The sequence below is a fragment of the Neobacillus novalis NBRC 102450 genome (assembly GCF_001591805.1).
Lineage (GTDB): Bacteria > Bacillota > Bacilli > Bacillales > Cytobacillaceae > Neobacillus > Neobacillus novalis.
This window is the reverse complement of record NZ_BCVP01000054.1, coordinates 1-26,226: the sequence shown is the minus strand read 5'-3', so window position 1 is coordinate 26,226 and position 26,226 is coordinate 1. Positions and strand designations below refer to the sequence as shown.

Below are 26,226 nucleotides of genomic sequence, written 5' to 3'. Positions count from 1 at the left end.
TTTAAACGGAATTTTACCGTTTATTTTTCAAACACAGTGAAATCAACATTCAGTTATAACAGAGCCTTATTCAAAGAGACGTATTAAAGGAAAAACCTGATACCGTTTCACTTTGTTTTGGGAAGTATTATAGCGATTACATGTTTGCGATGGATTATCATGTCGAAAACGGTTGGCATGATCCGCGGATTATTCCTTATACACCATTAACGCTAAATAAAAGGTGCCTGACACCTGCCATTTCTTTTTTAACCGGACATGGCGGGCAAGTGATTTCACAATTCACCTTCCACTTAGTGACGACGTTTTGATATAATAATAGTAACCCACCCCACTTCAAGTCAAAGTCCCCACTGATTCGGGCCAGTTCTTGTTTTTATCAAAAAAGGAGGCTCCCTATGTATCAAATCAAAGGAAAAGAAAAAATTTTCGTTTACACCGGTCCTGATGGCTCAGGAAGAAAAACCATCGCTAAAATGGTCGCTACCGCATTCGATATGGAAACCGTTCTCTCTTACACTACTCGCTCTCCCCGGCATTATGAAAAAAATGGCGAAGACTATCACTTTGTTAATGAAGAAACTTTCAAACAAATGCAAGCGCAACAGGAATTTATTGAGACAGTCGATATCGATGGAATTCGTTATGGAATTCGCGAACAAGATATCGTTAAAGCATTTCAAAATCATGACCTCGTCTATTTAACTTTAAATCCCGAAGGTACTGAAAAGTTGAAAAAGATGTATGGAGATAGCGTCGTCCGTATGTTTATTTATTCCGATCGTGATACGATTATTCAAAGACACCAGGACCGCCAAGATAGTGTGGAAGTTATTGAACGGCATATGTCCCATTATGACGAGATAATGAGCTATAAAAACAGCTGTGAACATGTATTTGAAAATTTTGATTCCCCACAAGCCGCCTATCAAATTAGCGAATTAATTGAAACCTTTTTGGACAGAAATCTGACCGTAACTGATTATTAAGGAAAAATGAATAAAAGGTGCCTGACCCCCACTGCATTAATGTGTTAACGCATCGGGTGTCAGGCACCATAAATTCTTAAAAAGTTGCGTGAATCATGAATAAAACTAGAAACCCAATAGCAAGCTTCAAATGCCATTTATTATCTTTTTTCTTGAATCGCTTTAGTCCCATAAAAAGGAGAAATAGTAGCAGTATTGTAGATAAAATTCCCGTTATATTCGTAAAGTCCCATTTAAACCCTCTCATGATGGCCAAATACCCGTGTAGCAATACAATTCCAGTAGCTGCGAGCGCAAGGGGCACATGCCATTTTCTGACCAACTTACCGATTAACTGGATGAACCCTTTTAACTGAAAACCTCCCCATTGGATTGTCTTCAGACCTTTCCATTTTAATAACAGAAAAACAGGATATATGGCTAATACAGCAAAATAAATTATTCTTGAAATCGATCCAAATTGTTTTAGGAATCCTTTATAGTGTTTGTATTCTTGCATCATTAGCTGCTGATGATTTAGCGAAATGACTACAATCCCAATGAAAAATAAACAAATCATGAGGATGAAACATGTAAGGATGGTCCTTCGTTCTTTTGGATTAGGAATATAGCTGGCTAAAAGGCGAGTTTTTTTACGTGTATTTTGCTCTGAGTTCATTCCTAAAATCCCCTGACATTTTGACTTAAAATTCTATCAATAGTATAGCCTAAACATATTAAAATCTTCTTAAGATTTCATAAATTTTAATATAAAAATGGGGGCTATGCGTTACGACGCTATAATCTTATACCGTTTAAGCGTTCCATAATAAATAATGACAGAAACAGGGATTTGGTTTTCAAACCAAATCCCTGTTTCTTGTATCTGAAATTAGTCGTAATCAAAATCGTAATCAAAACCATTACCATTGCCATTATTAAGTAAAAAGGTGTCAGGCACCAATTCCCACTATTAGGAAATTGGTGCCTGACACCCATAAATATGACTTATTGAAATCTCCAAAGGCCATTCAGCATTTCAAAAAGGTGGTTTTGGCCTGTTCCTCTGAGGTTAATTAAAAAGGGAGTTTCTCCTTTTTCTTTTAGAATCTTCGCAGCGAGTCCCTCTCCTATCGGTGTACAGAACACCAGCGTCACGCCGTGTAATTCTAGTTTTCTACATCGCGCATTGATGGTTAAATCGACAAATTCCTCACTCTGTTTAAGGTTGAATAAATTCCCCCACTTTATGATTGCTTCCTCCAAGTTATGGACAACAAATCCGACACTTTCGAACTTTGGATTTCCAGTTCTGTGGGAGTCTATTAACCCTTGCTCCTCTAAATCTAAAATCCTTTGCTCATCCAGCTTTTCCCATTGAATAAAGAATGGCAGAGTTAGCTCGTTATCCCCGTTTTCGGGAAAAAGCAGCGACCATCTGATTACCTGCCCATCTGCTCGAACACGTTCGCCCGGGAGTGGACCATAAACTGTGTATCCTTCTGCTTTAAGCTTTAATGCCAATTGTTCTATACCATCTGTACGAATAGCAATCCTAGCAGGACCTTCCCGATCCCGTTTGGAAAGCTGCTCCACGATTTGAGTAATCAGCCTGTTCTCCTCTTGTTTTGCAGCTATTAATTGATTTTCAATTCCCAAAAACTCAATATAGCTTAAACCAAAGTAAGACAGCGCATTATAGGTTCCCCAAGATTCATGCCGCCCTCCGAACGCAGCATGGATTCCCCTTTCTTTTAACAAGGGAATGGCATCCTCTGGTTTCTTCAAAAAACATACTAGGTGGTCAAAGGAAAATTGCATGTTTTTCTCCTTTCTCAATCTTGTTTACTAATATCCATTATTTCATTATTATACCAAAATCCCTTTTTGAGTGCCTGAATTGCGATGGGAAATGCAGTTCCCATCGCAAAGGCTGCCGCAGATGTCATCACTACATCCTCTTCTTCCGATGGGATTCTAAACGGGCTTATCCAGGTAGGACTTTTGGAGAAATCCAAAACAGCTTATAAATCACCGCTAGCATAATACCAGCTTAACGCAAATATGATAAAGATAAGAATTCTTATAAGGGGGTTGTTATCGAATGATAATTTTTAATAAAATCGCTTTATTTTTTGTTGTTTTATATTCTTTCACAATTATTATCAATACTTATTTAGGGGAAAACGAACGGGTGCAATCCAATGTCATTTACTTTTTATTGAATGGGTTTGCCTATATTGTATCGGCAATGGAAGTGGAAAAAGAAAAGCAACTCGTTATTGAATCATAATTTCAGTTTCTGTTCAATCATGTTTCTACCATTAATACTTTGTTTCGCTTTTACACATAGTAACCTCAGGCGAACAGTGCCAGTCACTATTTGTCTGAGGTTACAGCTATTGATACAACTAAGATAACCACTCAAGAAGGTCTACATTTCTTCCTTCAATTTTTTACTCCTCCCTGGCTTTATGTTAAAATTTCTCTTATTGCAAATAATATGGTTCATCACTTGGTTCAAAAATGGTGATGCTTCCTATAATGAGAAATCCGCTACAGGAATTCTATACTCCCCCCACAACCGGTTATTTCACACTACATAGATTAGAGGAGACACGCCATGGAATTTTTTCTACTCATACTACTACTGCTCGCAATCATCGGGTTGTCTAGTTTTATCAACCATTTTTTTCCGTACATACCCGTACCGCTTATACAAATTGCACTCGGAGTTTTGCTTGCATCACTCCCGTTAGGTATTCATATCCCGATGGATCCGGAATTGTTCTTCGTCCTTTTTATTGCCCCGTTACTATTTCATGATGGAAAAAATGTTTCACGGCAGGCGTTATGGAAATTACGTAAACCGATTTTATTTCTTGCGCTTGGACTTGTGTTTGTCACCGTATTCGCAATTGGATACTTAATTCATTGGCTTATACCGTCCATTCCATTACCGGCAGCTTTTGCATTAGCCGCCATTCTTTCTCCGACGGATGTCGTTGCCGTAGGAGCCATTTCAAGCAGGGTAAAGATCCCAAAAACGATTATGCATATTCTTGAAGGGGAAGGGCTGATGAACGATGCCTCTGGTTTGGTTGCGTTTAAATTTGCTGTAGCCGCTACCGTGACAGGCTTTTTTTCATTAGCAGAAGCAAGCTGGAGCTTTTTAGTTATAGCCATTGGCGGCTTGGCTGGTGGTGCCATTCTTGCCATCCTTATTATTCGATTGAAAATTTTTATTCGACGGCTGGGCATGGAAGATGTAACGATCCACATGCTCATCCAGATCCTCACGCCTTTCGTCATCTTTTATATTATTGAGCATTTTCACCTTTCCGGTATTTTATCGGTTGTCTCAGCAGGAATTGTCCATGCGATCTATCGGGATCGTGATCAATCCCCTGCCATGCAGCTTCAAGTCGTTTCCCAAAGTACATGGACTGTACTCATCTACATATTAAATGGGTTAGTGTTTGTGCTGCTAGGATTGCAGGTACCTAGTGTTACAAATGAAATTTTTAAAAATCCGCTGTTTAATAATTGGGAAGTGAGCAAATATATTATCATTATTACCGCCGCATTATTATTCCTTCGCTTCGTATGGATTTGTACAGCATGGTGGTGGGGATGGCAGCTTAAGAAGCAGCTCGAGAAGCCTTCGATAAAAAACATTGGCATCATTACGATTTCTGGTGTCAGAGGGGCTGTCACACTAGCCGGTGCCTTCACGATTCCATTCGTACTTGCCGATGGAAGTCCATTTCCTGACCGTGCGTTAATTATCTTTATTGCTGCAGGGGTTATCTTGGTCACGCTGATTGTTGCGAGCATTTTCTTGCCAATTCTTGCACGGTCAGAAAAAGGAAATACGGAAGAGTTGAAAGAGGAAATGGAACGGGCTGCATTGATCCGGACCGCTGATGCTGCTATTAAGGCAATCCGAGAACTGATGAATGATGATAATCATGGAGCCGCCGTGTCGGTCATCGCGACATACAACCAAATTCGAAATCGTCTTATCCATGCAAGCGACGAATACTCTGACCAGTTGAAATTAGTGGAAACGGAGATTCGTATGAAGGCCCTTGAAGCGGAAGCCCAATACGTTGAAAACTTGAAAAAGACAGGGCGTATTGACCGTGAAACGATGTATGTAACAGATGAACATATCCAGCGTATGAGGCTCGCCGTAACAAATCGGATGCAATATCGGAGATTGTTCTTATGGTCATTGATTAAAAGAAGTCTGTATATGTTGTTCCAGCTTTTTATGCGGCAAGACGAGAAACGGCTTCAAATTCGTAAGGAAAAATCGAAAAAGCTCATTCAACTAAAAGTTAACATGGCGAAGGCGGCCATCCAATATTTGAAGGAACAAATAACGCCTGAAAATGAACATATCTATTTGGTCATAATCGGAGAATATAATGAAATGATCATGAAATTTAAGCTTGCGAAAAAAGGCGTCGATCAGATTCATTACACACAAATACAACGGGAACTTCGTGTTAAAGCTTTCCAAGCAGAACGAAATGAAGTCCAGAACTTGTTCGAAGAAGGTGTAATTACAATTGATATCATCCGCAAAATTCGTAAGCAGATTAATATCAGAGAAGCGTATTGGATGGAAGAAGCTAGTGTGCATTCGCATTAAACGGATGGTAAATCCAACCCTTTTTCTGACAAACCTACATGGGGTATATTGGTAATTGGATTTTTTCCTAAAATGTTACTAAACGAAAAGGGCGAACAGTGCCAGTCACTGTTCGCCCTTTCATTTCCCTTTAAGGAACTAATAGAATCTTCCCGGTGCTCTTGCGGCTTTCTAGAAAACGGTGTGCTTCCTGGCCATCTCGCAAAGCAAATATCGTTGGCTCGGATATCCTTACTTTTCCTGCTTCCATCCAGCTGAACAACTCGGTTGCCCGGGTTACCCGTTCTTGACGTGATGTAAGAACATTCCAGAGGTCCCCGCCAGTAAGCGTTTTTGATGTGTCCATTAACATTCTTGGGTCGACCGGAATAGGATCTCCCCCTGCCATTCCAAAAAATACAACCGTTCCACCGATGCGTGTTGCTGCAAAACTGTCTTGAAGTGTTGCTCCTACTGAATCATAGACGATATCGACCCCATTTCCATTCGTTTCTTGAAGCACTTTTTGCACCCAGTTATCCTTATACAAGAAAACCTGTTCCGCTCCAGCTTCCTTGGCCGCGGCTGCTTTTTCCTTAGAGGAAGTTAAACCAATTACCTTGCCTCCTAGCAGCTTTACTATTTGAATAAGAAGTTGTCCGACACCGCCGGCCGCCGCATGAACTAATACACGATCGTCCTTTTTCACCAGATAACTATCCTTCGTTAAATATTGCGCCGTCAGCCCTTGCAGCAATACAGATGCAGCCTCCGTAAAGGTGGTTTCAGCTGGTACAGGGATGGCTTTTTCAAAAGGAACTGCCACTAGCTCTGTATTCGCATATGGGACATCGGCAAATGCAATCCGGTCACCAACGCTAATTTCTTGGACATTTGCTCCTGTCTTTTCGACGATTCCCGCTCCTTCATATCCCAAAATATAGGGCGGCTTACCTGCCAGATGATAGTTCCCTTTCCTTCTATATATATCCGCAAAATTCAAGCCAATTGCTTTCATCCTTACCAGTATTTCATCGGGCCCGATAACCGGATCCGCTATATCAAGATATTCCAACACTTCCGGGCCTCCGAATGCATTAAACACTAGTGCTTTCAATTGAATGACCTCTTCCTTACTAATAATTTTTTGCCACACTTTTATTAAATAAAATTGGGCTAGGAAACGCAAATCACAACCTCTAAAATAGGGTTGTATATTCCGATTTTGATTACGATTAAATCACTGTGCGCCAAAATTTTTAGCTGCAACTAAACCCAACAACTTTTCACTTCGTTAAAATTTTCATTAAGATATCAACATCTTCGCTCCAATTTTTCCCATCAGTTTGTTTATCTTGTAGCATAAGACCGGTAATTACGGACATGTAGCAGAACAATAGCTTATATGGGTCACCTTCGCAAAATTCACCCAGTATCTGACCTTTGATAAAAAGTGGAATTAGTTGTTCAATCGAAGCTTTAGCTGAAAAGTGTTCAATTATTTGCTTCGCCTTCGCAGGAACCTCATCCGAAACACTAGCATGCTGAATCAGCAAGAAGGGATATTTATTACTTTCATCAAGGATATTTTGGGTAAGCGTTCTAATTTGTTCCAACGGTGTGCCCGGCAGCTGTTGGACATGTTGAAAAGCAGCATTTGCCTCTTCCATCGCCTCTTGAATGAGGGTAATAAATAGCTCTTCTTTTGATTTAAAGTATCGATAGGATAGGCCCTGACTGATTCCTGCCTCAGCAGCAATCATACTCATTTTCGTTCCGACAATTCCCCGATGAGCAAATACTTTTATGGCCGCCTTTTTAATCTGATTAATTCGTTGCTGGTGAATTTGTTCAAGCTTCTGTTCATTTGATGGTGCCATTTCATTTACATCCTCCATTATCTGGATATCATTAAGGAGTATATCATATTTTTAAACTACTCACGACAATGAGCTACAAATCGACCGTATCTGTAAGCTGCGTTTGTTGTTTACTAACCATCCAGAGCAGATTTGCCGCTTGCCTATCTCGGGCTGGTTCAGACGGGAGTTCTGCTTTTTTGTCGATATAGTATTGCCCGGTTTGATTGCTGATTTCGTCAGTCTCGGCCAGCCACACGAGTGTTTCCGCTCCCTGTTCAGGACTCCGTGAAAACAACTTCATTACCGCCATCGTTGCCCGTGCTAATCTTCCGTTATTTTGACTGAAATTTGTTGCCACCAGCCCAGGGTCAAAGCAATAGGACGTAACACCAGTCCCTTCAAGCCTTTTTCCTAGTTCCGCGGTAAACAAAATGTTCGCCAGCTTTGACTGCCCATACCTTAAGGTCGGGCCACCCATTAGCTTCTTTAGCGGTTTGTAAAGCTGTTCAGCCTCCATGTCGTTAAAGTCGATTCCCTTCTTCGCCATCTTATGACCGTGGGATGCGGTAGTAATGATCCGGGACGGGGCACTTTCCTTCAAGCGGTTAAGAAGAAGCATAGTAAGCAGAAATGGTCCAACATGATTGACAGCCCACGTCATTTCAAGTCCGTCGTCGGTCAATTGATGGTTCTCAAATAGCGCACCGGCATTATTAGCAAGGACATCAATTCTAGGGCACCTTTCTAATATTTCGGCAGCCACCCGGTGGATTGATTGCTGGGAAGCCATGTCTGCTAAAAATACATCCACAGTTCCGCCCCCATCTGATGATTCTTTCATTTGCTTCGCAATCTCATTTGCTTTCCCTTCATTACGAGCGACGATTCCTATGTTTGCCCCGAGAGCAGCAATTTCCTTAGCCGCAGCAAGCCCAATCCCGCTGGTTGCTCCTGTGATAATCACATATTTTCCACTTAAATCCCACTTAGAGGCTGTTATCAACTTTTTCATGGTTTAAAACTCCCCTTTTCACAATATTTTAGAATGAACCATTCATTCATTAATATTATATGAGGAATTGATAAAAAATGACAACAAATTTTTTTATTTATTGTTTAATTTGGTTCGACACATTTTTTTACAGAGATCACCTCTATAGCACATAAACAGGATATATTATACAATTAATTAATATGACGTAAAAAAGTGTGGTGATTCCCTTGTTTAAACTGTTGTTAATTGAAGATGATGTAACATTATTTAATGAAATAAAGGATCGGTTAATCGGTTGGTCTTATGATGTGTATGGGATTACTGATTTTAACAAGATCATGGAGGAATTTACGGCAATAAAACCAGATTTAGTCGTAATTGATATTCAATTGCCGAAATTTGATGGCTTTCACTGGTGCCGGATGATCCGCTCCCATTCGAACATTCCGATTCTCTTTCTATCCTCACGTGACCATCCGACAGACATGGTGATGTCGATGCAGCTTGGTGCTGACGATTTTATACAAAAGCCGTTTCATTTTGATGTGCTGATTGCGAAAATACAAGCGACGCTCCGCCGTGTTTATAATTACAATACCGAGCAAATCACCCTTAAAACATGGTGCGGGGCAACAGTAGATTATGAAAAAAATACCGTCAGTCATGCTGCTGGAACAGTTGAACTTACAAAAAATGAAACGTTTATCTTAAAAAAGCTCATTGAGCAAAAAAATAAGATTGTCAGCCGCGAAGACTTAATTAAAAGCCTATGGGATGATGAACGCTTTGTTAGTGATAATACCTTAACGGTCAATGTCAATCGACTGCGAAAAAGATTGGACGAGCTTGGTTTGGGACGTTTTATTGAAACAAAGGTCGGGCAGGGTTACATCGCAATTGAAGAGGCAGTTGGCTATGATTAAGAAATATTTAATCGAAAGGCTCAGCTGGATTTTTCTATTCTTATTTATTCAGGCACTTATTCTTTTTATAGCTTACCTAGATACGGCGCTTCCCTTGATGCCATTCTTCTACATTTTCCTGCTTTCAACGCTTGTTTTTTGTATCTTTTTGTCTTTCCGCTATCATAAGGAAACAAAATTCTACAAAAGTATAGCGCAATGGGAGAACAATCTTGATTTAACCACTATAGCGGCTCCTGAAAGCCCGTTTGAAAAAATAATTGAACAACGGATTATCAACCAAACCGAGCTGCTTAAAAAAGAGGCTTCGGAAAATCTGCTGATGCTTGAACAGGAGAAGGATGACCTCTTAGCCTGGATTCATGAAGTCAAGACACCGTTAACAGCGATGCATTTAATGATTGACCGCTTAGACGATGAACGGATGCGCGCCCAATTAACCCATGAATGGTTACGAATTCACCTCCTTCTTGATACGCAGCTTCACCAAAAGCGAATCCCCTTTATGGAAAATGACTTATATATTGAAGAAACAAATCTAAAGGATTTAGTTTTTAAAGAAATTAAAACATTACAATTGTGGTGTATGCAAAAAGGGATTGGTTTTGAGGTTGAACTAGAGGCAGCAACCGTGCTTACGGATGCCAAGTGGCTTGCCTTTATCATCAGGCAGCTGCTGACAAATGCAGTAAAATACAGTGAATCATCAGACATCATCATTAAAAGCTATCAACAAGATGGTCGTACAGTCCTTGAAGTAAAAGATTATGGGCGCGGCATCGATTCTAAGGACTTGCCGCGTATATTTGAGAAGGGCTTTACCTCGACAACGTCTCATCACGATCATGCCGCAACAGGGATGGGGTTATATTTAACGCAGCGAATCGCCAAGCCGCTATTAATCCATATCGATGTCTACTCAAAACTTGAAGAAGGAACGACGTTTACGTTAACCTTTCCAAAACGTAATGAATTCGTCAATATTGCAGGCATGTGACAACAATGTCACATGCTTTTCTGATTTGTTCGCTCAATCGAAGGATTGGATTCATCTGGCTATTTATAATAAAGATATCGAATTAAGGGAGCGTGTTGGTATGAAGATATTAGAAGCCAATAAAATTCATAAAAGCTACGGCAATAAATTTAATAAGCAAGAAGTGTTAAAGGGGATTGATATTAACGTTGAAAAAGGGGAATTTGTCAGCATCATGGGTGCCTCAGGATCAGGGAAGACAACGTTGCTCAATGTTCTTTCCTCCATTGATAAAGTGAGCGGCGGAACCATCAAGATTGAAGGAAAAGAAATGACTGCGATGAAGGAGCGTCAGCTGGCTGAATTCCGCAAGCATCATTTAGGATTTATTTTTCAAGATTATAACTTACTCGATACCTTAACAGTCAAAGAAAATATCCTCTTGCCGTTATCGATTTCAAAAATTTCAAAAAGAGCAGCGAATGAAATGTTTCATGCGGTGGCAGCGGAACTAGGTATTTTAGACATCAAGGATAAATATCCGAATGAAATTTCCGGCGGTCAAAAACAGCGTACTTCTGCTGCAAGGGCGTTTATTCATGAACCAAGCATAATCTTTGCTGACGAGCCAACCGGTGCCCTTGATTCAAAATCAGCTTCTGATTTACTTAACAAATTAAGCGAAATGAATCAGAACCGCAAAGCAACCATTGTGATGGTGACGCATGACTCTACGGCGGCAAGCTTCAGCAGCAGAGTCATTTTCATCAAAGATGGACAGATTTACACGCAATTAAATAAGGGCGAACAATCCAGACAGACGTTCTTTAAAGACATCATGAAAACGCAAGGTGTATTAGGCGGTGTCCCAAATGAGCGTTAATCAACTCATTTTTCGTAATTTGAAAAAGAATTTAAAAAATTATTATCTCTATGTGTTTGCGCTGATCTTTAGTGTTGCCCTTTATTTCGCCTTTGTCACCCTGCAATATGACCCGGCAATGAATGATACAAAAGACACGATGAAAGGTGCCGCAGCAATTCGAGCAGCTTCCGTTTTACTTGTCGCGATTGTCTCAATTTTTCTGTTATATGCCAATAATATCTTTATTAAACGCCGCAGCAAGGAAATTGGGCTATTTCAATTAATCGGGATGACCAAAATCAGGATCTTCAGCATCCTTACTGCTGAGAATTTTATCCTTTATTTTGGTTCGTTAGTCATCGGGAGTTTTATTGGATTTTCTATTTCAAGATTAATTCTGATGATTCTGTTTAAAGTCAGCGGTGTGGATGCGATTGCTTCCCTCCATTTTTCTTCCCAAGCGCTCATTCAAACTGTTGTGGTGTTTTGTGTTATCTACCTGTTGATCATGCTGATGAACTATGTGTTTATTAAAAGACAAAGTATCCTATCATTATTTAGAGTGGTTTCAGCAACCGAAGGAAAAGTAAAAAAGATGTCAATCTTCGAAATCATTATCGGGATCATTGGTGTGGTTCTGATCATTTCCGGCTACTATGTTTCGACGAAATTGTTAAGCGGCAATTTTACCACGGTAACTGGACTATTTGGAGCGATGATATTTATTCTCGGATCGGTTATTATCGGCACCTATCTTTTTTATAAAGGATCGGTCAGCTTTATCTTTAATCTCATTCGGAAAAAGAAGGACGGATATTTAACTATTAATCAAGTGCTATCACTGTCCTCGATCATGTTTCGGATGAAATCAAATGCCTTGTTATTAACGATTATTACGACCGTATCAGCGCTTGCGATTGGGTTATTGTCGTTAAGTTATATCTCCTACTATTCAGCAGAAAAAATGGCTGAGAATCAAGTCGCCGGCGATTTTTCCTTCGTAAAATCAGAAGAAGCTGGGAAATTTAGTAAGGCTCTAAGTGTGAATAATATCGAATTTACTGAAAAAAAGATTGACGTCATCCAGGTGGATGCGAATCTTAAGGAGATCTTGGGAAGCCTTGAAGGATTATACGTCGATCCAAAGGCTATGACGATGCCGGTTATTAGTGATAAAGCGGTGAAAAATATCGATGTGTCTAAGGGAGAAACTATTTTTACTGGTTATAGTGATTTGCTGCAGAAATTCATGGGTCTTAAGGATTCTGGGCCTATCGAATTGAAAGGGCAAAACGAAATAGTTCCGCTCCACTACTTAGGCTTAAAAAAGAATTTCGTCATTTCCGGTTATTTTACAAACGGCGGGCAGCCGATTGCCGTTGTCGATGAAACAGTATTCGAGGGCTTAAAGAAGGATGTTAATCCAAAGATTCAAAAAGAATCTTCGCTGTTTATCGGAATTACGTTAAAAGATGAAGCCAATCTCGAAAAGGCAAATGATCTTTTTAAAGAGCTGAGGGGCAGCGGTGACAGTTTAAGTTCGTCTCGCCTGGATATCAGCAATTCGCAGAAAAATGTGATGGGCCTCATCATGTTTATCGTAGGCTTTTTAGGATTAACCTTTCTAATCACATCCGGATGTATTCTTTATTTTAAACAAATGGGTGAGGGGGAAGAGGAGAAACCAAATTATACAATCCTGAGAAAACTAGGTTTTACTCAAGCCGATCTGCTAAAGGGAATTCAGGCAAAACAGTTGTTTAATTTCGGGATTCCATTAATTGTGGGCCTTCTCCACAGCTATTTCGCCGTTCAATCAGGCTGGTTTTTATTTGGAACAGAGGTGTGGACACCGATGATTATCGTCATGGTCATCTATACCGGATTGTATTCGATCTTCGGCATCCTTTCTGTTCTTTATTACAAAAAGGTGATAAATGAAGCACTGTAAAATTATAAGGGTGTCAGGCACTATGTGATTTTTTCACATGGTGCCTGACACCTTCATCTAATATATTCCATATCCTTAAACTTCTTTTTGTAATGTGTGTACCCGCTCCTGTGATTCCTTTCTCCGTATGAAATGGACAAGCAGGTAAACTAGCGGTGTGGTTAGGATCGCTGCAAAGAATTTAAAAATGTATTGAGTCAGGATTAGGCTTCCTAGGACAGCTATTGGCATTGTTCCATAGAAGGCAATGGATATAAAAATGGTAGTATCAATCAATTGGCTCAGCATGGTTGAGGCGTTATTGCGTAACCAAAGCTTTTTTTGTCCATGGGCGCTTTTTAATTTATTGAACACAAACACATCCAAGTTTTGACTCACTGCATAGGAAATTAAACTGGCAATTATTACACGAAAACTGCCATTTAATATCGTTTCGAATGCCGATTGTTCTTTAAATACAGGTGCAGCTGGCAGATGAATCGTTATCGTAATAAAGATAAGCGCAAGGATTTGCATAATCAGCCCGGTCTGAACCGTTCTCCGCGCTTCTTTTTTTCCATAAACCTCAACGATTACATCAATAAGTGGATACGTAAAGATATAAATAATGACAGCGGCTGGCAATATAGCAAAATTACCAATGCTAAAAAGCTTTACAGCAACAATGTTGGCCAAAATTAACAGTCCTACAAAAATTCCATTCAAGTAAAATATCATGTCTTGATTCCTTCCCTTATCGATTATCGACTTTTTCTGGATAGAGGTCATGGTTCATCAACCGGAAATTGGCCATCTCCTCGTACTTGGTGCCAGGTTTCCCATAGTTGCACCATGGATCAATGGAGATTCCCCCACGTGGTGTAAACTTCCCCCAAACCTCAATATAGCGCGGATCAAGTAACTGAATTAAGTCATTCATGATGATATTGACACAATCTTCATGGAAATCACCATGATTCCGAAAGCTGAAAAGATATAATTTCAATGATTTGCTCTCGACAATTTTTTGATTCGGAACATAAGAAATATACATCGTTGCAAAATCCGGCTGACGGGTCAGCGGGCAAAGGCTGGTAAACTCCGGGCAATTAAATTTTACGAAATAATCACGTTCCGGATGCAGATTATCGACTGCCTCCAATACCTCAGGTGCATAATCAAAGGAATAGGTGGTACCTTGATTCCCTAATAGTGTTAAATCCTTTAATCCTTCTTCGTGGCTGCGGCCAGACATAAAAAAACCCCCTAATAATGTGTCCCCACACTAAACCAAGAGAGTTTCTTCTGAACATTCTATGCAAACTTTAGGGATAAAAACATAAAAGCCATGTCCGATATGGACATGGCAACAAGTCATGTATCCATAGTTTTTTATAGAGGGTATCAGCTATGAACCTCTCCCGTTCAGGTACGGGTATTCTCTTCTCTACTATCATAAAGAACAGCATTTAAAACGTCAATGAAAAAAAGCCACTTAGTAGCGGAGGGGTAGTCTTGAAGGCATAGTCTAATATTACTAAAGATTCAGAGTATTATAGTTGACTAGAAGGATTTCCCAAAATATAATACTCTTAAGTAATATATTTTCTAGTCGTCAGGAGCTGGGGGGCAATGGGTCAAAGAGGGAGAAAAAAAGGAGCTTCTGGAGAAGAGAGCCGAGCTTTATTGCTTTCAATCGCAGCTAAAGAGTTTGCCGATAAAGGTTTTTATGAAACAAAAGTTAGCAGTATTGTGAAAGAGGCAAACTTAAGCCAGCCTGCCTTTTATTTATACTTTGATAGTAAAGAAGCACTATTTGGGGAATTGGTCGATTTGTTTCGTTTAGAACTGTTTGAACTTACTAAGCGAAGTCGACTTGAACCTGGAATTGATTCTTCCACCCTTGCCAATCGAATTACTAATGGACTAGCTGCCATATTATGTTTCTTTGTCGAAGAGCCTGACTTGACACGGATCGGATTCTATCTTGCCGATGATGCAGAAGATATCAAAAATAATTTAACCGACCAGATAAAAGATAATTTGATTTTTGAACAACAGCAAGGTTATTTCTGCTCCCGTCTGGATATGAGTATTGTTGCGGAAAGCTTAGTGGGAATCATCGAGCGTCTTACGATTACAAAATTACTGCCTGGACACAAGACACCAGAGATACTAGCAACTGAAATTGTCACTCTTTTGTTACACGGGATGATTACACATCAAAGCAGCAGCTCATATCCTTTCAGCATTTCAGACTAAACGGTTACTGCTAGATCAATAGCTTTGTTAAATTTAAAAACTATCACGGTTTTACATACATTTCTTCATAAGATTTTTTTGTAACTAGGGGATGATAATGGGTGGATTCCAAGCTAGATGAACGGGTAGAGAAGCTTGATGAGGAATGGATTAATCTAATGTTACTGGCAAAACAAATCGGATTAACTTCAGCTGAAGTCAAAGAGTTCCTGAAACAGCAACAAGAATAAGGGTGTCAGGCACCATGTGAAAAGTTCTAAAAGGTTCAGGTTTGAGGTGCTTTTTCTTAAAATACGTGCCGAAATGACAGTAGTATTGCATCGTTATTGGTATAATATTCGCCATAGTAATTGAGAGAGTTTCTTTATTAGGAATACAATAACCTTATTTAAATAAAACCTCAATTAGATACAGTTCACCGTAATGCATCAAAATGAGGTTCTCATGGATTACTGAGATAAAACTCACTCCCTTTTAAATAAATATCTTGTCCTTAATCGAGTAACCAGCAAAAGTAAAATAAACGGAGATTTTCCGGTTAAATGCAGATTGGAGCTCGTTTCGGGGGAAATAAGAGGAGATTTTCCGATTATGCCAAGCAAAATCCCCCATTTTCAAATTTTTCGAGTCAATAGACGGAATCTCTCCGTCTATTTAAGCCTTTTTTTATAATAATTACTCATTAAGCGGAATTTATCCGTCTATTTATCAGATTGGGTGCCTAACCTGATCCCCCACCCGATAAGTGCGGAACCTCTTTAGCCTAGATGCGAGAATCAGCAGCTTTTTATCGCCTAGCTTATAAAAATCAATAAAATTGGTACTCAATACGGCACTGCAAATGACAGAAGTCTTGACCTTTTTTTTAATTGTACAATACTTATTGTCCATTATAATAATGAGGTCAACTGCTATGTCAAAGTTAATAGAATTTCGTAGAAACCTTGATAAATAGAGAAAAAGACGTATGCCGATTCATACGTCAATTCTTGTGTCTCTTAATAACAAAGCACCCGAAAACGGAACCCGTTAGAAAAATTCACATGGTGCTGATAACCTATTTAAATGCCCTTGCAGCATTCACAGCTTTTTTCCAGCCTGTGTAGAGTGTTTCTCTTTCTGCTTCAGCCATGTCTGGTGTAAATGCTTTGTCCATATTCCACTGAGTTGCAATTTCTTCTTGGCTTTCCCAGTAACCTACTGCTAGACCTGCTAAATATGCAGCTCCCAATGCGGTCGTTTCTTTAATTTCTGGACGTTCTACAGGAACATCTAACACATTGCTTTGGAATTGCATTAAGAAGTTATTGGCAACTGCGCCGCCATCCACACGCAGTGCTTTCAGCGAGATACCGGAATCGGCTTCCATTGAAGTCAATACATCTTTCGTTTGGTAGGCAAGCGATTCTAAGGTTGCGCGGACGAAATGTTCTTTCGTTGTCCCGCGAGTTAAGCCAAAGACCGAACCGCGGACATCACTATCCCAATATGGTGTTCCCAGACCAACAAAGGCGGGAACGACATATACACCTTCTGTTGATGCTACACTTGCAGCATATTTCTCACTCTCTGCGGCGTTATTAAACATGCGAAGCCCGTCACGAAGCCATTGGATGGCAGACCCGGCAACAAAGATACTTCCTTCTAAGGCGTATTCTACCTTTCCGTCAATCCCCCAAGCAATCGTTGTTAATAAGCCATTTTCAGATTTCACTGCTTTTTCACCGGTATTCATCAACATAAAGCAGCCAGTTCCATACGTATTTTTCGCCATCCCTTTTTCATAGCAGGCTTGGCCAAATAACGCTGCTTGTTGGTCACCCGCTACCCCTGCAATTGGGACATTGCAGCCAAAGAAATGATAATCAACCGTTTCAGCGTAAACTTCGGAAGATTGGCGTACATCTGGAAGCATGGATGCAGGAACAGTTAGAATCTCTAATAATTCTTCATCCCACTTAAGGTCGTGAATATTGTACATCAATGTCCTCGAGGCGTTCGAGTAATCCGTTACATGGGCTCTTCCGCCTGAAAGCTTCCAAATGAGCCAGGTATCAATCGTTCCGAATAGCAATTCTCCACGGTCTGCCTTTTCTCTTGCACCTTCTACATTGTCTAAAATCCATTTCACTTTTGTTCCGGAAAAATAAGCATCGATTAACAGCCCTGTTTTATCCCTAAATAATTGGTCATGACCTTGTGCTTTTAATTCTTCACAAATCTCTGCCGTCTGGCGGGATTGCCATACAATCGCATGATAAACCGGCTGTCCTGTTTCTTTATCCCACACAACGGCTGTTTCTCGTTGGTTAGTTATCCCAATTCCTGCCACTTGTTCTGGCTTTACATTAGCCTCAGCTAAACAAGAAGCAATGACTGCGAGAATGGAACCCCAAATTTCATTGGCATTGTGCTCCACCCAGCCTGGCTTCGGAAAATATTGCTTGAATTCTTGCTGTGCGACGTGAACAATTTCTCCCTTTTTATTAAAAAGAATTGCACGTGAGCTTGTTGTTCCTTGATCTAATGATAAGATATATTTTTCCATCAAAGTAATCTCTCCCTTTAATTTAGACTATGCACTAACCTTTTTGACAATTGTCATTTCCTGAGGTTTCTTGCCCATAAAGAATGCTGCTGCAAGAATGATCACAATCGCTCCTATTACAAACCAAAGATTTATATCTGTCTTCCCTAAAAATGCTGTCTTATAGAATAAGCCGCCGAGGCTTCCTCCAAGCATTGGTCCTACAACTGGAATCCAAGCATATCCCCAGTTAGAACTTCCTTTTCCCGGAATCGGAAGCAGTGCATGTGCTAATCTTGGCCCAAAGTCACGTGCAGGATTGATCGCATATCCTGTCGTTCCCCCTAAGCTCATCCCGATACTAACAATCAGAAAACCAACGATCAGTGGATTTAAGCCATCTGTAAATTTATTTGCACCTATTGCTAGAATACCTAAAACAAGAACAAAAGTACCAATCATTTCACTAATTAAGTTTGCCATTGTGTATGGAATAGCAGGACCTGTTGCAAATGTACCTAATTTTGCTCCTGGATCATCTGTTACTCTCCAATGTGGCAGGTAGTGGAAATAAACAACGGTTGCCCCTATCATAGCACCTAAAACTTGGCCGATGATATAGGTTGGAACCTCTTTCCAAGGCAGGTCCCCGGTAAATGCCAAGGCAACGGTTAATGCCGGATTAAGATGGGCACCGCTAAATTTACCTACTGAGTAAGCAGCAACTGCTACTGCCAGCCCCCAGCCAAAGGTAATAATTACCCATCCACTGCTGTTAGAGAGCGTCTTCTTTAGGTTTACACCCGCACATACGCCTGCACCTAACGTAATTAAAATTGCCGTACCAATTAATTCACCCCAAAATGCTGTCATAATAAACCTCCTCTTTTTTTAAAAAGCTTGTAAACCGTGTTGTAAATAATCGTAAAAAAAGAAAAAGAGACCCATAGAAATTACCCAAAAATAATTGGGTTTTTCCGTGAGTCTCTCAGCTCTTCTTCACATATTATCAACTTAATTACTAGTATAATGGTACCATGAAAACGCTGTCAATCGAGTTCACAAATTCTCCACATTAATTAATAATGAACGATAGTTCGATATTACTCCCAAAAACTATCATGAATCTCAATACGTAAACCAGACATGGGAATCAGCCTAATATGAGTAGTACACCAACATAATAAAGGCGGTGTGAGCAGAGCTAAACCTCACAAATATAAAACGGCAAATTTATTTAACTAACTTTAGACAGGAATGGACTGACGTATTTATGCGGCGCTCCGCCCCTTTTCCACAAATAAAAAAGACATTCACCAAGAGAATCATGAAGGAATGCCTTTACGTTAAATACAGTTTTATTTCTTTATATTTTGAGGACATGAAAAATGCTAGATTTCGGTATGTTTCTTCTCAGGATGATAATACTTCCATAATTCTTTATTAGAGGTTGTAATCGTAACCGCACCCGCTTCATAAGCTTGTTCTACCTCTTCAATGGTATCGATTAAGCCTCCAGCAAATACTTCTCTTTTCGTCCGATTCCGAATATCTTTAATGATTTTTGGCATAATTCCTGGCAGTACTTCAATATAATCCGGCTGTGTCCGTTCAATCAATGCAAAGCTCTTTTCGATTGAGCTGGTATCTAATAGAAACAGCCGCTGAATCGATTTTACCCCTTTTTGCCTTGCTTTTAGAATAACGCTCCCTTTAGTTGAAATCAGTCCAAATGGTTTATATTCCTGACAAATATATTCAGTTGAGTATTCATCACTTTTTAACCCATGAACTAAATCCATATGGATGATCAACTTTTTATGGTTGGCCTGAGCCATTTGAAAAATGGGTTTCAGTCTGGAAACATGCAAATCCAATATCACCATATATTCATAATTGCTCGTCATCATTTTTTCAACATCTTCTATTTTTCGAATGGCTGGCAGCACCTTTTGTCCAAAAAAGCTCATCCCGATTGTCCTCCTTTCGTTTCCAGATTCCTTATCTTAATTTTATAATATTTTATTGTTTCCATACAGCCATTATTAGAAATACTAAGTTAAGAAATGTCAAAACTGTGAAATCCTATTAATCTCTTAAAAATCGTAAGCTGCCAACTTAAATAGGCGTCTTGGGATTAACTCAATACTTTTGCACGTTCATAGGATTCCGCTACTATTTGCATTGGGTGCTTGACCGTTTTATCCGTCAGCTGATCAAGCTGATTTTTACACATGCCACATTCCGTTACCGTGTAATCTGCATCGACTTCTTTCACTGCCTCGGCCATCGGGCGGCCAATTGCCATTGAAACATCGTATTTTTCCGTTTTAAATCCAAACGTACCGCATTGCCCGCAACAGCCTGCACCCACGTCTTGTATTTCATACCCAGGAATAAGTTCTAAAATATCCATCGCAGGATTTCCGATTCCTTGCGCCTTCATATGACACGGAGCATAGTAGCCTGCTCTGACCTTCATTGGCGCAAAATTCATGTTCAATTCGCCGCTTTCCTTTAATAAGCGTAAATATTCATCGGCATCGTAGACATGGCTTGCAAGCTCCTTTGCCTCCTCTGTGTTAAGAAAGGATACATATTCTTTTTTAAACGCGAGCGTACAGCTTGTGCAGGTTAGGACCACATCGTATCCTTGGCGGGTATATTCTAAAAAACTAGTAATATTGTGGTTAGCATTTTTTAGCCCTTGTTTCATTTGCCCGTTGGCAAACATGGGAACGCCGCAGCATTTTTGGTCAGGCTTTACGACCTCAATTCCATTATGCTCCATCACTTTGATGAAGCTCATGGCTACTTCAGGGGCATTAAAGGTGGCATAACAGCCAGCAAAATACGCTACTTTCCGTTCTGTGCTGGCTGTTTTCTTTTTGTAAACTCGGTTAAAGTTATGAAAGCGATATTTTGGGAATTGCCGCTCAGCAGGAATATCCATGACAATCTCCATCACTTTTCGGACCGGCTTCATTCCCATTGCAAAATTGGTAACAGGAGCAAACGCAGAAGCTAGTTTACCAACCCATTCAGCGTTACTTAATACGAAATCGCGAAATTTAGTCCCTGACTTATCTGAATGAATCGCTTTTGCAAAGGCCGTCAATGTGGTCACATGGACATTTTCGGGGCAAGACATGTCGCAGCTGCCACATAAAGTGCAAAATTCAATTCGTTTATCATCGATGATCCCCTGATTATTCATGAGTCTTTTTAACTCGGGTCCTAAATGCTTCGGACCGCCAAATTCCAATGTCGTATTTGCAACAGGACAGCTGGATACACAGGCATTGCACTTCAGACACTTGTCAAATGTAAGTTCATCTAGTTTTAACTCAAGCACTGCGAATCCCTCCAATAATAGCTTGTTGGTGAAGCTTATCCACCATTTCATGACTGGACAAAACGGAGTAAACGCCTCCTGTAATTCCATTATGCGTGACACTAAATCCCCTGGAAGCTCCCACTGGATAAAGGTTTTCAGGGCAATGAATTATATTTCCATTTTCATCTGCATCAAGCTCAAGCGCCGTTTCCTTTACCCCGTCAGATGTTACTTCCAATCCGCCGCCTAGAATTCCTCCGGTAGCAAGAATAAATTGTTTCCCGCTTATATCTGTCGTATGGTTCGACGTTTTGATTGTCAACGACTCGATTCCTGCCCTGTCCATTTTACAGCCCACAACAGTGGTATCGACATAAAATCTAACCCCTAATTTTACTGCTTCTTTTTTCAATCTCTCATGGAGGCGGATGGCGGTTGTATTGGGTGGCATTCCCGGAGCTTCTGTCACGATTGCCCCCAGTTCCTTTGTAAACTGCTCCAGGGTGTATTTCCAGTTTTCAACCCCAAGAGAGGCTGGAAAAATAAATAGGTCTGGCTGACTGATTTCCCTTACCGTCATTTGCTGCTTTATTTGTTTGATACAGTAGTCCAGATTCTCCTTTTTATCCAAAAGCCTTGCCGCATCTAACTGTGTCATCGTTCGCTGCGACTGTTTTCCTAGACTTATTTCAATGGTAGCAATCGAAAGCTGCGGTCGGGCTTTTTGTAAATTCCCCTTGATATATGCTGGTTGAAAGTCAATCACTTCATCGAATCCAACAATAACAACCTGACCATGTTCTTTGATTGGCGATATTGTTTCAGGATACAGTGCGGTCTCTTTAATATGGCCTGAGCCCATAACAATCGGGACAAGATGTTCAATATCCCCCTTGTACGGATAGCCTAATCTTTTCGTTAAAATTTTAAATTGTTCCATTGCTCCTGTCAGTTGTGATTGTTCAATCGCAGCCAATTGATATAACTCTGACCACTCTTTCAATCCGCCATCAGCTCCGGGAATCAGATCCAGCACACCTGTTGATTGCATAATTTTTCCTGATCCAGTGGCAACTAACGCCGTGCGGTATCCATGTTCTTTTGCCCAAATAGCCGAAAGCATCCCCGATAGACCTTGACCGATAACTACTACATCATACATGTTGATAATCCCCCTCTCTGAATCCCAAAGAAACCCGATAAATCGTATCCATTAACTGCATTTGCTTGGCTGTTTCACCTGTTGCAACCACATCCATCCCTTTTTTCCGTTCAAAAACGGCATGGTGAAGGGACCGTTCCGCTTCATCCGATGTCGCCTTTCCCTTTTCAACAGCAAGTGCTGCGGCACGGTGATTGCAAAAGGTGCCTTGACAAGGACCCATTCCTAAGCGTGTCCTCCGGCGAATATCCCCAAGATGAAAGCGGCCTTCCGCAGGAATGACCGATTCAATTTCTGCCCACGTTACCTGCTCACACTCGCAAACAACAAAGTTTGCAGCCTTCTCTTTTAACGATAATTCGATTTCCGCTGCCTTTGTTCCAGCCCAATGGCTCAATTTATGCCTTGCTGCCGGGGCCATGTCCACATCTTTGAAAAACTCCTCTGCCTTACGATGCGGGACCCTTTCCTGATCCGTTGTACAGGCAGCCTTAATTCCTAGCTTTTCACCAACCAAGTCAACGGTCCTTTCCGCCATGTAACGGAAGGTGGTTAACTTCCCGCCTGTAATCGTTACTAATCCGTCTAGCCCGTCCCGTTTAAGATGATCTAATAAGGCAATCCCGCGGGTAACATTTCTGCCGCTTGCATCTGATACTGTAGATTCTTGGTAAAGCGGACGGCTCCCGCTAAAAGCGCGGATCAAACGTAATTCATTAATCGAAGGAATGAGCTTTTTCCCTTCTGCTAACATTCCCTCAAGCTCTTGACGGTGTAGGGAAAAATCATTCGGATCTTCGACATTTATACCGGTTGTACCGAAAATCGTCACATTATGGGCAGGAACAAAGATGTCTGCGTCTCCCGGCATACGCAAGCGGTTAATGACCTGCTTATTAATGCGATGATTAAATATTGCAAGCATCCCTTTATTATTAATCATTCTTAATGGAATGCCAGCCAGCTCAGCGATTTTCGCCCCCCATGGACCTGATGCATTGACCACAAGCTCCGCCAGAATGACCTTTTCCTCCCCGGTAAAACCATCACGCACACGTACACCTGTTACCCGGTTTTGCTCCGTTATAACATCGACAACCTCATGATACGTCAAAGCTTTTGCCCCATGGTTGACAGCATCCGCCACCACATCGACCACCATCGTAAAGCAATCGACAGCACCATCCGGCACCCGGTACACTACTTGAGCATCTTTATTTAAAAATGGTTCTTGCTGTAATGCCAGAGTAACAGGAATTTCTTCGACAGGTATTCCCACCTTTGCACAAGCTGAAAGCCATTTTTGAATATAGCTGTCATCGTCTTCAGGTACTTTTACGAAAAAACCACCTGTTTGTTCGATAGAACCAGGAACCGTTTTTTTCAAGATTAGGTTTTCACGATAACTTTCAATAGCCGCTTCTTCATCACGGACAGCGTATCGTGCTCCGGAATGGAGTAAACCATGATTCCGTGTGGAAGTTCCATGTCCCAAGTCCTGCTGCTCTACTAAAATCGCTTTAATTCCTCGTAGGGCTAAATCGCGAAGCACCCCCGCTCCCGTCATTCCCCCACCGATTACCACTACGTCTGTTTCTATTATTTGTCCCAAAGCTATTCCCTCCTAATCCCACTCAGATTGGATAATGTGTTTCATTTTTGCAGAGCATCGCTCCGTCCTGCTCCTTTTCCATGCAAAAAGGCCATAAAAACATACAGGAATCCTAATCTACATTCCCATTTGTTTTTATGGCCTTCTCCAAATCTCCAAGCCAGCTATTATATTTTCTCTTTAAGAATATCAAATATATTCGTTTGCGCAGGTTATTAGCATGGCAAAATTATGAACATTGTCATACAACTTTTTTAATTGGGAGAAATTCCTATTCGAACTGGATTTGTTAGTTGTAGTTGTCCCTATGCTGGGTATAATAAATATCATGTACTTCTTTTTTTAAAATGCGCCGTTGCACTTGATTCTCCTGTATAATAAATCCTATTCAGCTTCTGCATATGATAATTTTTTAAGAGAAATCCTATAAATGAGTCGGATAATACAAAAAAAATGAGGTAAATACATGAGTGAACAAAGTTTTGCAGCTTATAATCTAAGCGATGAAATAAACAGAGCCATTAAGGTGTTAAAATACGATACTCCCACAGAGGTTCAGCGTGAAGTCCTGCCATTAGCACTGGAAAATCACGATCTAGTGGTAAAATCACAAACAGGCAGCGGAAAGACGGCATCCTTTGGCATCCCTATTTGTGAATTGGTAGAATGGGAAGAAAGAAATCCACAGGCGCTTATTCTTACGCCAACTAGGGAACTTGCTGTTCAAGTTCGCGACGATATCACCAATATAGGCAGGTTTAAACGGATTAAAGCAATGGCCGTTTATGGAAAAGAGCCTTTTTCGAAGCAAAGAGATGAATTGCAGCAAAAAACGCATGTTGTCGTCGGGACACCTGGACGTGTTATGGATCATATCGAAAGAGAAACCCTTGTATTAGATGAAGTAAAATATCTTATCATCGATGAAGCCGATGAAATGCTGAATATGGGTTTCATTGACGAGGTGGAATCGATAATTAACGAGCTTCCTACAAACAGAGTAACGATGGTTTTTTCAGCCACCTTACCGAAAGATGTTGAAAATCTCTGCCATAAGTATATGAAAGACCCTGTTAATATCGAGATTGCCTCGACCGGAATCACGACGGAAACGATTGAACATCTTTTAATCGAAGTGAAAGATGAAGAAAAGCTGCCACTTCTAAAAGATGTAACCGTCGTTGAAAACCCCGACAGCTGTCTGATCTTTTGCCGCACGAAGGAACACGTCGAAACTGTGTATGCCGAATTGGAAGCAGCCAACTATTCTTGTGAACGACTTCATGGAGGCTTAGATCAACAAGATCGGTTTGCCGTGATGGATGGGTTCAAATTGGGGAATTTCCGTTATCTGGTCGCCACCGATGTAGCGGCACGTGGAATTGATATTGATAATGTCACCCTCGTCATTAATTATGACGTTCCAATGGAAAAAGAGAGCTATGTCCACCGCACAGGACGAACCGGCCGTGCCGGCAACAAAGGAAAAGCAATTACGTTTGCGACTCCTTATGAAGGAAAATTCGTTCGGGCGATTGAAAGGTACATTGGCTTTGAAATTCCTAAAACAGAAGCTCCTAGTCAACGGGAAGTTACTAGTGGGAAGGATGCTTTCTTGGAAAAAATCGGCGGCAGGCGCGTGGTGAAAAATAATAAAACGGCGCGGATTAACCAAGATATCATGAAACTCCATTTCAGCGGAGGGAAAAAGAAGAAGATTCGCGCGGTTGATTTTGTTGGAACAATCGCAAAGATTCCAGGAGTAACAGCAGAGGATATCGGAATAATAACCATCCAGGATCAAATGTCCTATGTTGATATTCTTAATGGCAAGGGATCACTCGTCTTACAAGCGATGGAGAATACAACCATTAAAGGGAAAAAGCTGAAAGTGAGTAAAGCGATTAAATAATGAAAGCTGCAATGAGGACGATTATGGCTGGCATAATCGTCCTCGTTTTGTTCCTTTCCCCAAAAATGTCAATGGATATCTACTACACCATGATACTAGATTTCCATTGACATTTTTAGTGCCAGTTGTTAAAAAGATATCGGTTTATGGAAAAGTAAAAAAGTGAAAATAACTTCTGATATAATTAAAATAAATCCCTTCTGTCTATACAGAAGGGATTTATTTTGGTAATTAGGAACTTAAGTTCCTATTTTTGT

Annotated in this window: 24 protein-coding genes, 1 pseudogene and 1 riboswitch; of the genes and pseudogenes, 12 read left to right on the top strand and 13 right to left on the bottom strand. The window is 40.5% G+C overall.

What is annotated here, in order from left to right; genetic code table 11:
- Positions 1-68: 68 nt before the first annotated feature.
- Together BANVL01_RS28440 and BANVL01_RS24850 are read left to right on the top strand one after the other, a co-directional pair.
- Positions 69-218 (top strand): annotated as a pseudogene (locus tag BANVL01_RS28440) (branched-chain amino acid aminotransferase); the annotation flags it as partial.
- Between the two features lie 180 nt (positions 219-398).
- Complete coding sequence (locus BANVL01_RS24850; RefSeq protein WP_066082708.1) at positions 399-989, top strand: guanylate kinase; 591 nt, start codon at positions 399-401, stop codon at positions 987-989.
- Positions 990-1,065: 76 nt separating this feature from the next.
- Here BANVL01_RS24850 and BANVL01_RS24845 read toward each other — a convergent pair whose 3' ends face one another.
- Positions 1,066-1,647 (bottom strand): hypothetical protein, encoded by a 582-nt coding sequence (locus BANVL01_RS24845; protein ID WP_066082703.1) that lies wholly within the window; start codon positions 1,645-1,647, stop codon positions 1,066-1,068.
- A gap of 329 nt (positions 1,648-1,976) precedes the next feature.
- A complete protein-coding gene (locus tag BANVL01_RS24840; RefSeq protein WP_066082700.1) occupies positions 1,977-2,789 on the bottom strand; it encodes a VOC family protein in 813 nt (270 codons plus the stop codon).
- An 84-nt stretch (positions 2,790-2,873) separates the two neighbouring features.
- Between BANVL01_RS24840 and BANVL01_RS27920 the strand changes: the two genes are divergently transcribed.
- The 3 genes from BANVL01_RS27920 (at position 2,874) to BANVL01_RS24830 (ending at position 5,628) form a co-directional block, all read left to right on the top strand.
- On the top strand, positions 2,874-3,014 hold the full coding sequence (locus BANVL01_RS27920; protein ID WP_235845749.1) for a hypothetical protein: 141 nt from the start codon (positions 2,874-2,876) through the stop codon (positions 3,012-3,014).
- A gap of 58 nt (positions 3,015-3,072) precedes the next feature.
- Positions 3,073-3,261, top strand: a complete 189-nt coding sequence (locus BANVL01_RS24835) for a hypothetical protein (RefSeq protein ID WP_066082698.1) — start codon at positions 3,073-3,075, stop codon at positions 3,259-3,261.
- Positions 3,262-3,591: 330 nt separating this feature from the next.
- Complete coding sequence (locus tag BANVL01_RS24830) at positions 3,592-5,628, top strand: Na+/H+ antiporter (protein WP_066082696.1); 2,037 nt, start codon at positions 3,592-3,594, stop codon at positions 5,626-5,628.
- A gap of 130 nt (positions 5,629-5,758) precedes the next feature.
- Here BANVL01_RS24830 and BANVL01_RS24825 read toward each other — a convergent pair whose 3' ends face one another.
- The 3 genes from BANVL01_RS24825 to BANVL01_RS24815 all read right to left on the bottom strand — a co-directional run bounded on the left by BANVL01_RS24825 (position 5,759) and on the right by BANVL01_RS24815 (position 8,481).
- Complete coding sequence (locus BANVL01_RS24825; RefSeq protein WP_066096043.1) at positions 5,759-6,724, bottom strand: quinone oxidoreductase family protein; 966 nt, start codon at positions 6,722-6,724, stop codon at positions 5,759-5,761.
- Between the two features lie 169 nt (positions 6,725-6,893).
- Positions 6,894-7,487: a TetR/AcrR family transcriptional regulator gene (locus BANVL01_RS24820; protein ID WP_066082694.1), complete on the bottom strand. Its 594-nt coding sequence runs from the start codon at positions 7,485-7,487 to the stop codon at positions 6,894-6,896.
- Positions 7,488-7,560: 73 nt separating this feature from the next.
- Positions 7,561-8,481, bottom strand: a complete 921-nt coding sequence (locus tag BANVL01_RS24815; protein WP_066082692.1) for an SDR family oxidoreductase — start codon at positions 8,479-8,481, stop codon at positions 7,561-7,563.
- 209 nt (positions 8,482-8,690) lie between these two features.
- Between BANVL01_RS24815 and BANVL01_RS24810 the strand changes: the two genes are divergently transcribed.
- The 4 genes from BANVL01_RS24810 to BANVL01_RS24795 all read left to right on the top strand — a co-directional run bounded on the left by BANVL01_RS24810 (position 8,691) and on the right by BANVL01_RS24795 (position 13,178).
- Entirely contained in the window at positions 8,691-9,386 is a 696-nt protein-coding gene (locus tag BANVL01_RS24810; protein WP_066082690.1) for a response regulator transcription factor, read from the top strand.
- Positions 9,379-10,383 (top strand): sensor histidine kinase, encoded by a 1,005-nt coding sequence (locus BANVL01_RS24805; RefSeq protein WP_066082688.1) that lies wholly within the window; start codon positions 9,379-9,381, stop codon positions 10,381-10,383. Before BANVL01_RS24810 ends, BANVL01_RS24805 begins: the two co-directional genes overlap by 8 nt.
- A gap of 100 nt (positions 10,384-10,483) precedes the next feature.
- Complete coding sequence (locus BANVL01_RS24800) at positions 10,484-11,245, top strand: ABC transporter ATP-binding protein (protein WP_066082686.1); 762 nt, start codon at positions 10,484-10,486, stop codon at positions 11,243-11,245.
- Positions 11,235-13,178 (top strand): FtsX-like permease family protein, encoded by a 1,944-nt coding sequence (locus BANVL01_RS24795; RefSeq protein WP_066082683.1) that lies wholly within the window; start codon positions 11,235-11,237, stop codon positions 13,176-13,178. Before BANVL01_RS24800 ends, BANVL01_RS24795 begins: the two co-directional genes overlap by 11 nt.
- A gap of 75 nt (positions 13,179-13,253) precedes the next feature.
- On the opposite strand, the gene BANVL01_RS24790 is transcribed toward BANVL01_RS24795, so the two are convergent.
- Together BANVL01_RS24790 and queF are read right to left on the bottom strand one after the other, a co-directional pair.
- Positions 13,254-13,895, bottom strand: coding sequence for a queuosine precursor transporter (locus BANVL01_RS24790; protein ID WP_066096039.1), 642 nt, complete (start codon positions 13,893-13,895; stop codon positions 13,254-13,256).
- A gap of 16 nt (positions 13,896-13,911) precedes the next feature.
- Positions 13,912-14,412: a preQ(1) synthase gene (queF, locus tag BANVL01_RS24785; protein WP_024029901.1), complete on the bottom strand. Its 501-nt coding sequence runs from the start codon at positions 14,410-14,412 to the stop codon at positions 13,912-13,914.
- A 123-nt stretch (positions 14,413-14,535) separates the two neighbouring features.
- Positions 14,536-14,582, bottom strand: a riboswitch (PreQ1 riboswitch).
- Between the two features lie 207 nt (positions 14,583-14,789).
- On the opposite strand from queF, the gene BANVL01_RS24780 reads away from it, so the two are divergent.
- Entirely contained in the window at positions 14,790-15,419 is a 630-nt protein-coding gene (locus BANVL01_RS24780; protein WP_066082681.1) for a TetR/AcrR family transcriptional regulator, read from the top strand.
- A 101-nt stretch (positions 15,420-15,520) separates the two neighbouring features.
- Positions 15,521-15,649 carry a DNA-binding anti-repressor SinI gene (sinI, locus tag BANVL01_RS27030; protein WP_082805137.1) on the top strand — a complete coding sequence of 43 codons (129 nt, stop codon included), beginning with the start codon at positions 15,521-15,523 and terminating at the stop codon, positions 15,647-15,649.
- Positions 15,650-16,476: 827 nt separating this feature from the next.
- Here sinI and glpK read toward each other — a convergent pair.
- From glpK to glpA, 6 genes are all read right to left on the bottom strand, one after another.
- Positions 16,477-17,967, bottom strand: a complete 1,491-nt coding sequence (glpK, locus tag BANVL01_RS24775) for a glycerol kinase GlpK (RefSeq protein WP_066082680.1) — start codon at positions 17,965-17,967, stop codon at positions 16,477-16,479.
- Between the two features lie 27 nt (positions 17,968-17,994).
- On the bottom strand, positions 17,995-18,819 hold the full coding sequence (locus BANVL01_RS24770) for an MIP/aquaporin family protein (protein ID WP_066082678.1): 825 nt from the start codon (positions 18,817-18,819) through the stop codon (positions 17,995-17,997).
- Positions 18,820-19,337: 518 nt separating this feature from the next.
- Complete coding sequence (locus tag BANVL01_RS24765; RefSeq protein ID WP_066082676.1) at positions 19,338-19,916, bottom strand: glycerol-3-phosphate responsive antiterminator; 579 nt, start codon at positions 19,914-19,916, stop codon at positions 19,338-19,340.
- A 167-nt stretch (positions 19,917-20,083) separates the two neighbouring features.
- Positions 20,084-21,301, bottom strand: coding sequence for an anaerobic glycerol-3-phosphate dehydrogenase subunit C (locus BANVL01_RS24760; RefSeq protein ID WP_235845747.1), 1,218 nt, complete (start codon positions 21,299-21,301; stop codon positions 20,084-20,086).
- Positions 21,294-22,445 (bottom strand): FAD-binding protein, encoded by a 1,152-nt coding sequence (locus BANVL01_RS24755; protein ID WP_066082672.1) that lies wholly within the window; start codon positions 22,443-22,445, stop codon positions 21,294-21,296. Before BANVL01_RS24755 ends, BANVL01_RS24760 begins: the two co-directional genes overlap by 8 nt.
- Positions 22,438-24,057 carry an anaerobic glycerol-3-phosphate dehydrogenase subunit GlpA gene (glpA, locus tag BANVL01_RS24750; RefSeq protein WP_066148147.1) on the bottom strand — a complete coding sequence of 540 codons (1,620 nt, stop codon included), beginning with the start codon at positions 24,055-24,057 and terminating at the stop codon, positions 22,438-22,440. The genes BANVL01_RS24755 and glpA overlap by 8 nt, the downstream gene beginning before the upstream one ends.
- A 466-nt stretch (positions 24,058-24,523) precedes the next feature.
- Between glpA and BANVL01_RS24745 the strand changes: the two genes are divergently transcribed.
- Entirely contained in the window at positions 24,524-25,969 is a 1,446-nt protein-coding gene (locus BANVL01_RS24745; protein WP_066082668.1) for a DEAD/DEAH box helicase, read from the top strand.
- The last annotated feature ends 257 nt before the right edge of the window (positions 25,970-26,226 follow it).